The sequence below is a fragment of the Oscillatoria sp. FACHB-1407 genome, assembly GCF_014697545.1.
Lineage (GTDB): Bacteria > Cyanobacteriota > Cyanobacteriia > Elainellales > Elainellaceae > FACHB-1407.
The window spans coordinates 377,656-393,280 of the sequence record NZ_JACJSA010000002.1 but is presented as its reverse complement, the minus strand read 5'-3'; the positions used below and the strand labels follow the sequence as shown (position 1 = coordinate 393,280).

Below are 15,625 nucleotides of genomic sequence, written 5' to 3'. Positions count from 1 at the left end.
AAGCACCATGTCAGAATCCACGATTGAATCAATTCTTCACGAAAACCGTTTATTTCAACCTCCTTCCGCTTTTTCACAGCAAGCACGGATTAAAAGTTTGGAGGAGTATGAACAGTTGTATGAGCGGGCAAAAGCTGATCCGCAAAAGTTTTGGGCAGATTTAGCAACTCAGGAACTGCACTGGTTTGAGAAATGGCACACCGTGCTGGATTGGCAACCCCCCTTTGCTAAATGGTTTGATGGTGGCAAGACTAATATTTCCTACAACTGTCTGGATCGCCACCTGACTACCTGGCGACGCAACAAAGCAGCGTTGATTTGGGAAGGCGAGCCCGGAGATTCCCGTACCCTGACCTATGCCCAACTGCATCGGGAGGTTTGCCAGTTTGCCAACGTGCTGAAGCAACTGGGAGTCGGTAAGGGAGATGTGGTGGGCATCTATATGCCAATGATCCCTGAAGCAGCGATCGCCATGTTGGCCTGTGCTCGCATCGGTGCGCCCCATACCGTTGTATTTGGTGGATTTAGTGCAGAGGCATTGCGCGATCGCCTGATCGATGGCAAAGCCAAACTGGTTGTAACGGCAGATGGTGGTTGGCGAAAGGATGCGATCGTTCCCCTCAAGGATCAGGTGGATAAAGCTCTGGCAGAGGGAGTCGTTCCCACGGTTGAAAATGTGCTGGTGGTGCAGCGTACCGCCCAGTCGATTCACATGGAGCCAGGACGCGACCACTGGTGGCATGACCTGCAAAAGGGTGTGTCTGGAAATTGCCCCGCCGAACCGATGGACAGTGAAGATATGCTGTTCATTCTCTACACGTCTGGCAGTACGGGCAAGCCTAAGGGAGTGGTTCACACCACAGCGGGCTACAACCTCTACACCCATATGACCACCAAGTGGATCTTTGATATCCAGGACAACGATGTCTATTGGTGTACGGCGGATGTCGGTTGGATCACAGGTCACAGCTACATTGTCTATGGCCCCCTGTCGAATGGAGCCACGACATTGATGTATGAGGGGGCACCCCGCCCCTCAAATCCCGGTTGTTTCTGGGATGTCATCGAGAAGCATGGAGTGAACATCTTCTACACGGCTCCAACGGCAATTCGTGCCTTTATCAAGATGGGTGAGCACCTGCCAAACGCTCGTGATCTCTCCTCCCTGCGGCTATTGGGCACCGTGGGCGAACCCATTAACCCCGAAGCCTGGATGTGGTACTACCGCGTCATTGGTGGTGAGCGGTGCCCGATTGTTGATACCTGGTGGCAAACCGAAACCGGGGGCATTATGATTACCCCACTGCCGGGTGCGATTCCTACCAAGCCTGGATCTGCCACACGTCCCTTTCCTGGCATTTTGGCAGAGGTGGTCGATTTGGATGGCAATCCTGTATCTGCGGATGAGGGGGGCTATCTGGCCGTGAAGCACCCCTGGCCGGGGATGATGCGGACGGTGTATGGCGACCCCGATCGCTTCCGTCGCACCTACTGGGAGCACATTCCTCCACGGGATGGGCAATACCTGTACTTTGCGGGAGATGGTGCCCGGTGTGATGCAGATGGTTACTTCTGGGTGATGGGTCGTGTGGATGACGTGATCAACGTTGCCGGACACCGTCTGGGCACGATGGAGGTGGAGTCTGCGCTGGTGTCGCATCCAGCCGTGGCAGAAGCCGCTGTGGTCGGCAAACCGGATGAGGTGAAGGGTAACGACATTGTGGCGTTTGTTACGCTCGAAGGTTCCTTTAAGCCCTCAGAAGAGTTGAAGAACGAACTGAAGAAGCACGTTGTTCAGGAAATTGGGGCGATCGCCCGTCCTGGGGAAATTCGCTTTAGTGATGCCCTACCCAAAACGCGATCGGGCAAAATCATGCGGCGGTTGTTGCGATCGCTGGCGGCAGGTGAAGAGGTGGCAGGCGACACCTCGACACTAGAAGATCGCAGCGTGTTAGATAAACTCCGCGAAGGAGCATAGAAACCAACATAGAGACGCGATTAATCGCGTCTCTATGTTGGTTTTAGAGGAGATTGTTCGGATGACGATGGTCTTAAAACAGGTCGTCCCCTTTGGGCGATCGCGGGATGAGTATGTCAAGATGTTTAACCTGACGGAAGAGGATTGCGATCGCCGCATTCTCGGTGTGGGGGATGGCCCAGCTAGCTTCAACGCTGAAATGACTCAGCGCAATAAATCGGTTATCTCGGTTGATCCGCTCTATCAGTTCAGCGGTTTAGAGATCTTGGAGCGATTTAATCAAGTTTTAGAAGATATCATTCAGCAAATTAGAAACACCCCGGATGATTGGGTCTGGTCGTATCACAAGTCTCCGGGGGATTTGAAGTGGAACCGGGTAAAGGTGATTCACACCTTTGTTGAGGATTATGAGCGAGGTAAACAAACGGGCAGATATCAAGTTGGTGAGTTACCAAAACTAGAATTCTCTGATCAGCAGTTTGACCTGGCGTTGTGTTCTCACTTTCTGTTTCTTTATGCCGATCATTTTGACGAGCTATTTCACCGTGACGCCATCACCGAAATGTTGAGAGTGAGTCGTGAAGTGAGGATCTTTCCATTAGTGACGTTGATGTTAAAACGTCCGCTTTTTCTGGATGCGATTATTGATTCCTTCAAAGCCCAAAATTACTTCGTAGACATTGCCCCTGTGGAGTATGAATTGCAGAAAGGGGGTAATCAAATGTTAGTGATTCGGCATTTGTAATGACCCGTGTCATCTTTTCTCCGACCACTCGTTTCCCCTGCTACCCCCTTTTGTCTAATTACTGTCCTCGATGAACTTGAAATTCCTGCTCCAGGGTGGGAGTTTCTACGTCCTCTTGAGCGACAAGTTGCAATTCTGCCATTTTGGTTTGCAATGCTTCAATTCGCTCGTGCAGACGTGCTTTGATGCCTTCGGAGCCAGCAGCAACGCAGTCACGGCAGACTTCACCTCGTACGACTCCCTGTTTGTCGTACAACACCGCAAGCAGCAATTGATTTTTACTCCGAATGGGATAGGACTGATGACCGCAAATGGTACAGAAAACTGGAACATTGCCAACGTAAACGCTTCGCTCCCAGACAATTTTCACGATGTTACCTCTTGCGTTGTATTAAATAAACACAGCCACACAACCAACAAAAATTGCCCCACAGCAAGGCTGAAGGGCAAGGACAGTTAAACGCTAACCCTAGTGTGTTCGACATTGGCAAAAATCTCTTTGCGATGTGTGCCGATTTCTTCAGTGTCCATTGGTTTGGTTGAGCCTTGTCTTAAAAAAACGTAACCCAATTCTCACGACAGCATATCAATCCTAAGAGCAGATCAACGGCTCATGCAGCACTTAATTGCTTGAAGACTGAGATTGGTCGGATAACCGCAAATTTATGCTTCTGCTCCATTCGATGGGGTAGAGGCGAGTCGGAAAGCTCCCTAGAATCAATGTTTGCCCCATTGCCTTTGTCCTAAGCTTTTTGACCAAAGTTATAATTTGCCAGCCTCAGCACACAATAACAGGGGGTTCAAAACTTTTGTCAGTCAACCAGAACCGAGATAACTCACTAGAGATTGAAAGTTAACTCTTGCGCTGTATAGCCAACAGATAAGCCTGATATTGAGACTAAGGTTAGCACTCCTAACGCTTGCCACTGGTTAAAACCAGCATTTTGTAGATCCATTCGAGCCAAAACTTCAGCGGCAATCAGCAGAAGGACATACTCAAACACATGAATCCAGACGAGAATAGCTGCGATTGAAAAAGCCCCTATTGAAATCACAGAAAAGTAGCCAATATCTGACTTTAACCAGCCTTTTACAAAAAACCGAAAGCCCTGAAGGAAGGCAGTCAGTAACAGGGCTTGGGTCAATGCAAAACTGAGCGCAATTAGCCAAACAATCCAGGTGGCGGTGGATTGGTATAAAAACCAGCTAAAGCTGCTGTAGGCGATCAGTAATAGAGATAAGGAAAGCCATGGGATTCGTTTCACGGACAAGGTTAGAGGGTTAGTGGTAGCTTAGCTTATCAAATTTTGACATGAACTTTTATGGAGGGGCGATCGCTTTTAGAGAAACTGGCATCGCTCCGTCACCTGTTCCGATGAGAAGCGGCAAAACAAATTTACGTAGACAGAGTAGATTTCTCGAAGTAAATAGGCGATGGTGATGCTGTTGCGCAAATCGATGCATCGACTCTTAACCTTTGATGAACTCCTTGGCACCTATTACCCCTAAATTGGCTCAAATTAGTGAACAGATTGAGTGGCTTCCAGGATCACTGCGGTTGATGGAACCGCACCAAATAGCAGGGCAGCAACCGGATAACCTGTGTGGTCCCTACTGGGTTTCAATACTCCTCAAAGCCTATGGAGTGAGCGATATTGACCCTGCTCGATTAGGGCAATTAGCAGGCTCGGTTTTGCCGATTGGCGATGATCCTCAACAGTGGGTGCCTCCCGGAGCCTCGTCACGGCAGGACTATGCGATCGCCCTACCTACTTGCCCTCCAGCCTTAGGCGGAACCTCGGCTTTGGGGTTAATGGAGGCAACGCTGAAGGCATCTTCTGGTGGGTACGCCTTGATCCCCCTGCAAACAACCTGGACAGCCCCACAAGTTGAAACACTGCTGCGCTTATGCCACTCCTTTTCCCACTGGGAAGCCGTACCTCTGGCAAATGTCCGCACCGGGTCTTTTTGGGGATCGCGGTTGAGTTTAAAGGATGCGATCGCCCACCTTGAGGGTAATCCTATTCAACCGTCACCCGCTGATTGGAGTGTGGGGCATTTCGTCACTCTGGCAGGCATTGTCAAAGGCACAACGCGATCGCTGGTCATCGTGCGGGATACTTACCCCATCCTGGGTTGGGATGGCTATCATCTGCAACCACCAGAGGCGATCGCTGCTTCTTTAAATCGAGACGATGGTACGGAAGGCGGAATCTTTTTGTTTGTCGCGACTCATCATCAACCTGATGTAGAACAGCAGTGTCGGCAACAGGGATGGGCGATCGAGCCCTGGGACAATGGCACGCCGTATCGGAAAAAAGAAGAATGAAGAGGGAAAAAAGAAGAATGAAGAATGAAGAGGGAAGGGAGTTGCAGTTAATTAATGGTGGGGGTTAGTGGTCAATGGTCAATAGTCAGTAGTCATAGTCAGTAGTCAATGATCAGGGGTCAATGGTGCTGAGAGTTCAGTGATGGAGTGATGAAGTGAGGGTGTGTCCAGAATTTTGTGTAAAACCCTATTCTGTCTTCGCTCTAACCCACCCGCGACTAAAGTGTGGGCTCATGGGATGAAGTCGGCTTTAGCAGACTAGGAGGGGTTTTCAGTCCACTTTAGTGGGCTTTGGAAAGGAGCCCGCCATGGATGTGCAGGCGGATGGGAACGGTAACAGCCACATTCTAATTGACATACCCCGGCACCCTACAGATCGTTCTTTTTCCTTCTTCTTTCTTCTCTCTTCCTTCTTCTATTTTCTCTCTTCTTGTTTCTCCTACATGTCAAGCATTGTTCTCGTCCTGCTACAGGTTCTACTCGTCATTGGTCTATCCCGCCTGGTGGGGTTAGGCTTCCGATCGTTGCGACAACCCCTGGTCATTGGTGAGATTGTGGCTGGGATCATGCTGGGACCCTCTCTGTTTGGGCTAGTGGCTCCTGAGGTGGCAGCTACGCTCTTTCCACCAGAGACGATTCCCTTCTTGAACATCCTGTCTCAAGTGGGACTCATCTTTTTCATGTTTCTGATTGGCTTGGAGCTAAATCCCAGATATCTTCAGGGGCAGTTAGAGGTGGCAATTCTGACCTCCCACGTCAGTATCGTTGTGCCGTTTTCGTTGGGGGCGTTGCTGGCTCTGTTGCTCTATCCGTTGGTGTCTAACGACAGCGTCTCCTTTACTGCCTTTGCGCTGTTTTTGGGGTCAGCGATGTCGATTACGGCGTTTCCGGTGTTAGCCCGTATCATCACAGAGAACAACTTGCAGGGGAGCCGTTTAGGAACGCTGGCACTGACCTGTGCAGCGGTGGATGATGTGACAGCCTGGTGTTTGCTGGCAGCCGCGATCGCCGTGACCCGCACTAACAGCATGATAGCGGCATTGCCGACGCTGATATTTTCAGCCCTTTATATCGCCTTTATGGTGACAGTGGGGCGATCGTTCTTAAAGCGTCTCTCAAAGCACTACGATCGCACAGGTAAGCTAACCCAATCTTTGCTGGCAAGCATTTACATGGGGGTGGTCGCCTCTGCCCTGATTACCGAAGTGATTGGCATTCACCTGATTTTTGGAGCGTTTCTCCTGGGTGCCGTCATGCCCAAAAACGATGGGTTAACGCGGGAACTGGCACTGAAAACAGAGGATTTTGTACTGACGTTTTTGTTGCCCATTTTCTTCGCTTATAGCGGCTTACGCACTCAGATTGGCTTGCTGAACACACCCGGTTTGTGGCTGTTGTGTGGGGCAGTGCTGCTGGTGGCGATCGGGGGCAAATACATCGGCACTTATGTTGCAGGACGAGTGTGTGGGCTGCAACAGCGAGAAGCCTCTGCGCTGGGTTGGTTGATGAATACCCGTGGCTTGACGGAGTTGATCGTGCTCAACATTGGCTTGAGTCTGGGAGTGATTTCGCCGTTGCTGTTTACGATGCTGGTGATCATGGCGTTGGTGACCACGTTTATGACATCCCCCCTGTTGGAGTGGACTTATTCTAAAGACCTGATCCGACAAGATTTAGTAGAACCTGCTGAAATCGCTGAGGCCGCGATCGATCCAGCGATGATTTATCGAATTCTGGTTCCGGTTGCGAATCCCAGTACTCAGCAGGGGTTGGTGCAACTGGCGGTGGCGATCGCAGGCACTGAACCTCTGCGAGCAGTGGTGCATCCTCTGAACTTGATTCAACTGGATCAGGATTATGTGTTTGAGAGTATGCCTGCCGAGGCTGAGCGCATTGTGGCAAAACAGCAAGCTCAATTACAAGAGCTGATTCAGTCCCTTGAACCTGTTTCGGCGCAATCCCTCGTTCATCCCATCGTGCGAATCGGTCATGATGTGGCGCGGGAGACTGCCCTGATCGCCAGTATTGATCAAGCCGATCTAGTCCTCGTGGGGTGGCACCGCCCAGCCTTTAGTGACAACCGCTTGGGGGGTCGGGTGGGGCAGATCCTCAGTACGGCAAAAACAGATGTGGCTGTATTTGTCGATCGCCACTCTAAAAAGCTAGAAAAATTGCTGGTGCCCTACATTGCCAATATTCATAATGATTTGGGCTTAGAGTTAGCCTTGCGAATTATGGTTAGCAACCCCAACTGTTATTTAACGATTTTGCGAGTCGCCTCAAACGATCAACAACCCAGCGAGTTGAGCTATGAGTTTCGTAGTGTGATGCAACAACTACCCACCGATTTGCGCGATCGCATTACCTTTCCAGTGTTGGAGTCAAGCGATTTTCTACAGGCAGCGGTGGAAGCCTCAAAAAGCGTTGACCTCACCATTGCGGGTGCCTCCCGTGAATGGGGGATTGAGCGTCAAACGCTGGGTTACTACACCGACCAACTGGCGGTGCACTGCCAATCCTCACTCTTGATTACACGCCGTTACAGTAAGGTCACACCCCATCTCACCTCGATTCTTCCCTATTCTTCCTATTCCCCATGAGTAGCCACTTTCAACCCAAGTCTTTGTTGTTTTATGGGGTCATGATCGGCTCCGTCACGATCCTGTTTCGCCTGACCAGTGCCTATGGGGAAAGGCATTTGAAAGCCCCTCCAAATGTTAATGGACACTATCTGATCAACGAACCGCTGGTGGGATGCCCTGAAGGCGATTACCCCAAAGGAGAAACTGCTTCGCATCGTCTGGTGCTGGTGATTCAACAATCGGGGGTGTATCTCAACGGCACATTAACCCTGGTTGAGGCTGAATCAGACACTTCTCAAGAAAATGCCTCTCTTGGCAAACAACCATCCTTGACCGGACGCTGGCAAGAGGGGCAGATTACTCTATCTGGTACCGCAGACCTGGCAGAGTGCCAGCTTGGGGCACAAGATTCCACCAATTCCGCCATTCCCCTAACCGTAGCAGGCTCTCTCATCGGTGAACCCGTCACAGAACTGACTGGACAACTCACCCTTGGCTCGACTGAGTTGACCTTCACCGCAGAACGAGAGGTGATTGAGACAACTTTAGAGGGGCACTAAGATTACTTCCAATCTTTCGCTTTGGCTTCACATTTAGCCTTCAGCCTTTTTCATCTGCCCTCCCTAACGCTTCAACGTTAAAATGGGATGCTTGCTATCAAAGCGATCATGCTGGATCTGTTACTCATTGCTGCCCTGGGTTTTGTGGGAAGTTTTGGTCACTGCGTGGGAATGTGTGGCCCCATCACAGCAGCTTTTTCGTTGTCGCAAGGCGATGAAACTCAGCCCTCCTGGGTGAGACAGTTTTACTTTCATGGGTTGCTGAATCTGGGGCGAGTAGTGAGCTATGCCCTGGTGGGGGCAGGCATTGGCGCACTGGGATCAGTCCTGGTGGCGGGTGGGCAGATGGCGGGCGTAGGGAGTGACCTGCGACGGTTGATGGCAGTTGTTACAGGTATTTTGTTGATCTGGTTTGGGTTGGCTCAGATTAGCCCGAACTTTTTGCCGAAATTGCCGATCGCCCACCCGATGGCTCAGGGCAATTTGCACAATCGCCTCAGCCAGTTGATGTTGAAGGTTTCAGCGCGATCGCACTGGTGGACGCCTGCGCTGTTGGGCTTGGTGTGGGGCTTGGTGCCCTGTGGTTTCTTATATGCCGCGCAGATCAAAGCGGCTGAGACGAGTAATCCCTGGTGGGGAGGCGCAACGATGCTGGCGTTTGGACTGGGAACCGCACCCACTTTACTAGGTGTAGGGGTTTCCACCGGGCTGATGAGTCGCGATCGCCGCAGTCAGTTATTCCGCCTGGGGGGATGGATCACCCTGTTAATTGGCATCCTCACTCTGTTGCGAACGGGCGATACGATGACCGACTACACCGGGCATGGAGCGTTGCTCTTGCTGATCCTGGCGTTGATCGCTCGTCCCATCAGTCGTTTCTGGGCGCAACCACTGCGCTACCGCCGAGTGTTGGGCGTTGGTGCATTTGTGCTGGCTCTAGTGCATACCCTGCATATGCTGGAGCATAGTTGGGGTTGGAATTTTGATGCGTTTGCTTTTTTGCTTCCCCAACATCAGTGGGGTATTGTCGCTGGGGCGATCGCCCTGGTATGCATGACCCCTGCTGCTTGTACGAGCTTTGATGCAGCCCAGCGACGCTTAGGAAATTGGTGGCGATCGCTCCATCTGTTAGCCGTTCCTGCACTGGTGTTAGCCGCAGCGCATTGCATCTTGATTGGTTCTCATTATTTAGGGCAACTACAACTGACCTGGGTGAATTATCTGCTGACGGGATTACTGGTCGGTGTTGTGTTGGCAGTCCTGCTGGGGCGATCGCTGGTGCGTTATCGCAAACCAACCCCAACCCCGCTACAGGAGCATCCGGAGCGACAATCAGTGCCGTTGGATAAATAGACGCTGCAAATAACCGTTGGTTAGGTTTCAGCAGAGATAATGATGCAATAGTGTTGAGGTGAGCGTTGACATCAGGTAAGGCATGGTAACTCTGACAGCGATCGAAGTTGATGAATATCGCACCGCTCTAGCCGATGATGCGGATGCTTTGCGTGCTCTGGAGGTGGTTGAGGATTGCGATGGCGATCTGGAAGATGCAGCGATCGTGCTGGCTCTGCGAACCGGGCAAGAACCCGATCGCTCTGATCAATGGCTAGAGAGTGTCGCAAAACGATGGCGCACTGCCCTCTGTGGATCAACGATTAGAACTGCACTAGAGACTCGTCAGGTCGCAATGGCTGTGCGATCGCTCACCACCGAAGCCGGTATCTCGATTGACCTGGCAGTTCCGATTGTGTTGTTCGTCTTGAAAACAGGAATAGATGACTTTTGCAGACCGCTAGAAGAAAAGCTCTCATGAACGGGTCGAAGTGGATTGCTGGTGTACTGGGCGGGTGCTTGAGCCTCTGGGCATTGGGCGTACAGGCTGAGGTCATGCCTTCCACTCGTGAGCGACCCTCCCCTGCCACTTCGGACACGCACCTGATCGCCCAGGCAACGGGCATCTGTCCGGCTCAACTGTCAGGTCAAATCGCAGCGATCGCCAACCGTCCCAATCTCCAGCGATCGCGCTGGGGCATTTTGGTACAGCGGCTAGACACCGGGGAAACCCTGTTTGCTCAGGAGGCACAGCGATTTTTTATCCCCGCGTCAAATGTCAAAGTGCTGACTACAGCAGCCGCATTGGAACGGTTGGGAGCCAGGTTTCAAATGCGGACATCGGTTTATCAAGTGCCTTCTCAAACGGGGGCGATCGCCCGTGTGGTGGGACGGGGTGATCCGAGCCTGACCGAGGCGCAACTGCAACAACTGGCGCAGCAATTACGGCAACGGGGCATCACTCGTCTCGATCGCCTGATCGCAGACGATACACACTTCAAAGGCGATTTCACCAATCCCAACTGGGAACTGTCAGACACCCAGACCGACTACGGTGCTCCGGTCAACAGCTTGATCCTGAATCAAAATGCGATTGGAGAGCGATCAGTCCCCAATCCGACACAACACTTTTTGCAACGCTTCCAGCGAGTGCTCAACGCTACGCAAATCACCGTTGCAGGCACAGCGATCGCCCCTGCTCCTACAACTTCCCCTCAACCTGAACTGGCGGCGGTTCTCTCCCCTCCCCTCTCGACCCTGGTCGTGGAAACGAATCAAAACAGCAATAACCTCTACGCCGAAGCACTGTTGCGATCGCTCGGAGCCACCACTAATCCCAATGAGGACAGCTTAGCTGCCGGAATTGCGGCTATCGAAGCCACCCTATCCCGCTTGGGGGTCGATCCACAGGGCATTGATCTGTCAGATGGATCGGGGCTATCGCGTCACAACCTCGTAACGCCAGAAGCACTGGTGCAAACCCTTCGTGGCATGGCGCGATCGCCCAATGCAACCGTTTTTCGTAACTCTCTGGCGATTGCCGGATCACGGGGCACCCTGCAAAACCGATTTCGCGATACCCCCGTTCAGGGCAGACTACAGGGCAAGACTGGGGCACTCAGCGGAGTTGCTACGCTTTCTGGCTACCTCGACCCGCCCAATTACTCGCCTCTGGTCTTTGCGATTTTGCTCAACCACTTTGATCAACCTGTGCGAACCGTGCGTCCGGCGATTGATGAAATCGTACTATTGCTAGGTCGTTTGAGAGATTGTGGATAATCCCTATCAAAAGGCGTAATATCCCATTCACCCTGCGTCTCCCAATCTGCTGTAAAGTGGCAATATGTATGATGATGATGACTTAAGCGTACTGGATGCGGAACTGGATCTCGAAAGCCCATTAGACAAAATGGGAGATGTCAGTGAAGCAGAAGTACCCAAACCCAATCCAGATGCGATGCTGGCGTTGTTAGATGCGCCCGACAACCAGCAACGCATGATAGCTGCTCGTGCTTTTTGTGAGTTAGAGGACGAGCGGGCAATTCCCTATTTGATTACGCTGCTTAAAGACGTGTGCCCCCTGATTCGGGTGAGTGCTGCCTATGCGTTGGGACGTAACCCCAGTCCAGAAGCTGTTGAGCCTCTGATTATTCAACTGAATCAAGATTGGAATGGTTACGTCCGCAAAGGCATTGTCTGGGCGTTGGGCAACTGTCGCGATCGCCGTTCGTTAGAACCCCTGATCCTCTCCCTGAAAACGGACATTTCGGCGGTGCGATTGTGGGCTGCCAGCGCCTTAGCTCAGATGTCAGAGGTGAGCTACGATGCCATCATCAGCGCAATTCCGCCACTGATTGAGGCTCTGCGCCAAGACCCGATCGCTGCTGTACGGAGCAACTGCGCCTGGTCCATTGGGCAACTGTGCCGAGAACTGCCGTCAAATGTGGTGTATGCAACGGCGATCGACGCTCTGATCGAAGCCTTTGCGGAAGATGAAGAAATGGGCGTTCGTGAAGATGCCAAACTCTCAATGCTGAAGGTGGGTGATCCCCGTGGGTTGCAGGTGATTGAACAAATTGAGCAAGAAGGTTTGGTTTAACGTTAGCCTGCCTCGCCTCCACCCCATCGAATGCGGCTACAGCTGTACTGTCCGCCCAGTGGGATGTAAGCGGGAGCAGAGAGATTAGAAACTGAAGCTAAAATCATCCACGGTCATTTGACCATCAAAGGAATAAAACCTGATCCGATGGATGTTTTCGCCAGTCAGGCTCAGTTGCACATTGGGGGGCAACTTGGAACCAGGAACATTCAAGTTAGCAGAAGTACTTTTAGCTTGGGCAACGGGCTTATTCTCGTGATCAAAAGCAGCCAACACGGCACAGCGAGAACTGGTGACAAACCCGCCTACAAACCGTACTGGCTTGAGGAAAGTTGCCTCTAACCAACCACTTTTGGGTGCGCCAATCAGCACTTTGTTGCCAGAACGGGTTGGATACGCTGGATTAGAAGGGGTCAACGCGACTGCATTGGTAAACGTCACTCCCAGATCCTTAAATTGGTCATGAACCACTTCAAAGGATTCCAAGTCTTCCATGTCAAGCCGAACACACGTCGGTAGGGGACGAGTTGCCAGTTCAGAACCGCACTCATCAAGCGGTTGAACCAGGAACGGTATGGAAGCCTGGGCTTCTGCAAACTCCACCTTAGGAGGGTGAGATTGATTTGAGGCTAGCGTGTGTTCAAGTTTTTGTTGATATAACTTCGTCATAGATCCCCCAAACATGCTTCCCTTAGCTGATTGGCTGAATTAACCCCACTATCCGCCAGCCCTATCTGCCCTAAGGCTGATGCACTGGCATTGGTTAACTTCACCATTGAAAGTTGTAGTTTACAAAAGCACTACACATCGAAGCAGCCAAGCCAACTGAGCATCCGGACATTTTCAAGAAAACTTTCTCAAGAAATTCAGTAAAAACCACAGAGTCGGAATCTGACTGAAATATCAGACGGTTCGCCCCGATCGGCTAGATTACTGATACATTCTGAGACGGGAGGTCAATGATGACCGATTGTCATAAGTTGATCAACACGCAGCGTCGATGCTATCCCTGAAAAGTATGTAGTTGGGAAAGTATGTAAGCTTAACCCAATGTTTCTGCGTGTGGGGTCTAACCCCCCATTCGTATTATCCCTGATTTAATCCATACCCCGGCGTTCACAGTGCACCCTTTTTGACAATTCGCCTGGGAGAAAACGTTTTCTAGCTCAGTATTTGCCTAAGGTTAACCTGTATGCAACCAAAATACTTCACCAAAACTTTAACCTAACGACACCCTAGTTCATCGTTCCTTTACAGTTTTTATTATGTTGCAATCTCTCCATTTATGCGAGGGGTTGACCAAAGAATTAATAGCAACCAAAGAATTGGTTGCGTGGAGTTTAGGGGTGTAACTCCCCGTTGGAGACAAAGCCCCCATATTCCTTGTCTGAACCGTCTCGGTAGTTGCCATGGAATTTTTAGAGAATCTAGGATTTTAATATGTTGCAACCAACTGGTTTATGCAATAACCCTACTGGGGGAACTGCTTCATATCGCTCCATTTCCACGAGCTTAGGAAAGATGGTGTATTACACCGCCACGGCAACTTCCTGGGAAGAAGACCAGGAAACGATTCCAGATACGCTGGTTTTTCTCCATGGGTTTGGAGGTGGCTCATCTGCCTATGAGTGGTCAAAGGTCTATCCGGCATTTGCCAGTGAATACCGCATTGTTGCACCCGATTTGATCGGGTGGGGGCGGTCAGACCATCCTGCGCGAAATTACCAGATTGATGACTACCTCACGACGATTCGTGAGTTTTTAGAAGCCATTTGCGATCGCCCTGTCACAGTTATCGCTTCTTCGCTGACGGCAGCGTTGACGATTCGCGTGGCGATCGCTCATCCTCATCTCTTTCGAGCCTTAATTGTGACAACCCCATCCGGGTTATCAGATTTTGGGAATGACTACACGCGCAGCTTTTTTGCTCAGTTGGTCAGTACTCCAATACTGGATCGGCTGCTCTATCAAACAGGTATCGCGACTGAATTAGGAATTCGTTCTTTCCTGGAACAGCGTCAGTTTGCTAAACCCAATCGCATTTCCCAGGAAATGGTCGAGGCATACCTATCGTCGGCTCTAGAACCGAATGCAGAATACGCGGCTCTGTCGTTTGTCAGAGGAGACTTATGTTTTGACTTAGCACAACACATCACACAATTGACTGTTCCCACAGGGATGATTTGGGGACAACAGTCACAATTTACGGGTCCCGATATCGGACGTCGCCTTGCAGCCCTGAATCCTCAAGCGGTGAGGTTTCTAGAAGTACTGGACGACGTTGGACTCACTCCTCAACTGGAACTACCTGCTGTGACGATTGGATTGATCCGAAAGTTCCTCAACGCCTTTGATGGGTAACAGGAATACAGTATGCATATCAACATTCATCCTCTAACCTGGCTACATCAAATTGCAGACACTCCAATTGCAGATGATCGCTCCAATGTTGCCCCATCCAATTCTCAAACGGCTGTGCGAGAACTGGTCTTAGCAAAGGTCTTTCCTGAGGAATATTTTGTTGTAGATAACCAGAATCAATGCATTGCAGATTATTTCTTGAATGTCTACGACCAAAAAGAGTCGATTTACATTAAGGGTCACTATAGCTATCAAAATCGTAATTATCTTCTGCTAGAGCATTATGATACTGCCTTTATCGATCGCACCTGTTTTTTATTAGGCAGCACCAATAACTACTACCATTTTGTGTTTGATTGTTTACCTAGATTGCGATTTTTGGACACTCGTCACGAAAAAATATTGATCGATCGCTACGCTCTGGCTGAGTCAACGTATCATCGACAATTTCTCGATTTGTTGGGGCTTGATTTGGAGCAGTTTGAGGGTTTAGACCGGGGGTTTACCTATATTTGCCGTGAGTTAACGGTTTCCAGTAATCGGTTGGACACGAATTTTGGAGGTCCTGTCTTTGAGGAGTTTGATTCATTGATGTGGTTGCGTGACCTGATCCTCAATCACCTGGAACAACTGGATCAGCTATCGCCTTATCTCTCTGAGGAGGCAATTTCTCCTAATTGCAAACGATTTTTTATTTCCCGTACAAAACAACCCAAAGATAAATGGCGTGCTGACAATTTGCTTGAGATTGAAGCTATTTTTGCAGAGTTTGGGTTTGAGATTGTTCATTTAGAAGAACTATCTCTAGTCGATCAGTTGACCTTATTTAAGCAAGCAGAAGTCGTGGCAGGTCCTCACGGGTCTGGCTTTACGAATACATTGTTTGCTCCAGCGAACGCGATGTTAATTGAGTTGGGTTCTCCTCGCGACTTTTATTGGACGAGAACTGCCCATTACTTAGGACAACAGCATCTTTTGATTGAGGCTGAACCGGGGACTGAATATTGGCATAGCGATCGCCTGCGACAACAGTTAAGACAACTGCTCTAACCTCTGCTCAAAAAAGTGGCAAAAGGCAACGAAACCATCGTTAACCCTTTGCCTCTGTCATTACCTCGTTGTAACTAAAGTTATGGAGC

At 50.5% G+C, this 15,625-nt stretch carries 15 protein-coding genes; 11 read left to right on the top strand and 4 right to left on the bottom strand.

All coding sequences use genetic code 11. From position 1 onward, the window contains the following. Nucleotides 1–7 precede the first annotated feature (7 nt). Both acs and H6G89_RS04890 read left to right on the top strand, forming a co-directional pair. A complete protein-coding gene (gene acs, locus H6G89_RS04895) occupies nucleotides 8–1,978 on the top strand; it encodes an acetate--CoA ligase (RefSeq protein ID WP_190504145.1) in 1,971 nt (656 codons plus the stop codon). Nucleotides 1,979–2,012: 34 nt separating this feature from the next. Beyond that, nucleotides 2,013–2,723 (top strand): class I SAM-dependent methyltransferase, encoded by a 711-nt coding sequence (locus H6G89_RS04890; RefSeq protein WP_199336526.1) that lies wholly within the window; start codon nucleotides 2,013–2,015, stop codon nucleotides 2,721–2,723. Nucleotides 2,724–2,781: 58 nt separating this feature from the next. Here the strand turns inward: H6G89_RS04890 and H6G89_RS04885 are convergent, their stop codons facing one another. From H6G89_RS04885 to H6G89_RS04875, 3 genes are all read right to left on the bottom strand, one after another. Then, on the bottom strand, nucleotides 2,782–3,093 hold the full coding sequence (locus tag H6G89_RS04885; RefSeq protein WP_190504144.1) for a hypothetical protein: 312 nt from the start codon (nucleotides 3,091–3,093) through the stop codon (nucleotides 2,782–2,784). A gap of 469 nt (nucleotides 3,094–3,562) precedes the next feature. Then, complete coding sequence (locus H6G89_RS04880) at nucleotides 3,563–3,988, bottom strand: hypothetical protein (protein ID WP_190504143.1); 426 nt, start codon at nucleotides 3,986–3,988, stop codon at nucleotides 3,563–3,565. A gap of 55 nt (nucleotides 3,989–4,043) precedes the next feature. Beyond that, complete coding sequence (locus H6G89_RS04875) at nucleotides 4,044–4,187, bottom strand: hypothetical protein (protein WP_190504142.1); 144 nt, start codon at nucleotides 4,185–4,187, stop codon at nucleotides 4,044–4,046. 16 nt (nucleotides 4,188–4,203) lie between these two features. Here H6G89_RS04875 and H6G89_RS04870 point away from each other — a divergent pair, with 16 nt between their 5' ends. The 7 genes from H6G89_RS04870 to H6G89_RS04840 all read left to right on the top strand — a co-directional run bounded on the left by H6G89_RS04870 (nucleotide 4,204) and on the right by H6G89_RS04840 (nucleotide 12,125). Further along, a complete protein-coding gene (locus H6G89_RS04870) occupies nucleotides 4,204–5,052 on the top strand; it encodes a DUF6885 family protein (protein WP_190504141.1) in 849 nt (282 codons plus the stop codon). A 443-nt stretch (nucleotides 5,053–5,495) separates the two neighbouring features. Then, nucleotides 5,496–7,652 carry a cation:proton antiporter gene (locus H6G89_RS04865; protein ID WP_190504140.1) on the top strand — a complete coding sequence of 719 codons (2,157 nt, stop codon included), beginning with the start codon at nucleotides 5,496–5,498 and terminating at the stop codon, nucleotides 7,650–7,652. After that, entirely contained in the window at nucleotides 7,649–8,194 is a 546-nt protein-coding gene (locus tag H6G89_RS04860; RefSeq protein ID WP_190504139.1) for a hypothetical protein, read from the top strand. The genes H6G89_RS04865 and H6G89_RS04860 overlap by 4 nt, the downstream gene beginning before the upstream one ends. Before the next feature lie 87 nt (nucleotides 8,195–8,281). After that, nucleotides 8,282–9,547: an urease accessory protein UreH domain-containing protein gene (locus H6G89_RS04855; protein WP_309229599.1), complete on the top strand. Its 1,266-nt coding sequence runs from the start codon at nucleotides 8,282–8,284 to the stop codon at nucleotides 9,545–9,547. A gap of 82 nt (nucleotides 9,548–9,629) precedes the next feature. Next, nucleotides 9,630–10,007 carry a hypothetical protein gene (locus H6G89_RS04850; RefSeq protein WP_190504138.1) on the top strand — a complete coding sequence of 126 codons (378 nt, stop codon included), beginning with the start codon at nucleotides 9,630–9,632 and terminating at the stop codon, nucleotides 10,005–10,007. Continuing rightward, entirely contained in the window at nucleotides 10,004–11,305 is a 1,302-nt protein-coding gene (gene dacB, locus H6G89_RS04845) for a D-alanyl-D-alanine carboxypeptidase/D-alanyl-D-alanine endopeptidase (RefSeq protein ID WP_190504137.1), read from the top strand. The genes H6G89_RS04850 and dacB overlap by 4 nt, the downstream gene beginning before the upstream one ends. Nucleotides 11,306–11,369: 64 nt before the next feature. Beyond that, the gene (locus tag H6G89_RS04840; RefSeq protein ID WP_190504136.1) at nucleotides 11,370–12,125 is read left to right on the top strand and encodes a HEAT repeat domain-containing protein; all 756 of its coding nucleotides are present in this window, start codon (nucleotides 11,370–11,372) and stop codon (nucleotides 12,123–12,125) included. An 84-nt stretch (nucleotides 12,126–12,209) separates the two neighbouring features. Here H6G89_RS04840 and H6G89_RS04835 read toward each other — a convergent pair whose 3' ends face one another. Continuing rightward, nucleotides 12,210–12,794, bottom strand: a complete 585-nt coding sequence (locus H6G89_RS04835; RefSeq protein WP_190504135.1) for a hypothetical protein — start codon at nucleotides 12,792–12,794, stop codon at nucleotides 12,210–12,212. Between the two features lie 771 nt (nucleotides 12,795–13,565). Between H6G89_RS04835 and H6G89_RS04830 the strand changes: the two genes are divergently transcribed. After that, nucleotides 13,566–14,486, top strand: coding sequence for an alpha/beta fold hydrolase (locus H6G89_RS04830; protein WP_190504134.1), 921 nt, complete (start codon nucleotides 13,566–13,568; stop codon nucleotides 14,484–14,486). A gap of 12 nt (nucleotides 14,487–14,498) precedes the next feature. Then, a complete protein-coding gene (locus tag H6G89_RS04825) occupies nucleotides 14,499–15,536 on the top strand; it encodes a glycosyltransferase family 61 protein (RefSeq protein WP_190504133.1) in 1,038 nt (345 codons plus the stop codon). The last annotated feature ends 89 nt before the right edge of the window (nucleotides 15,537–15,625 follow it).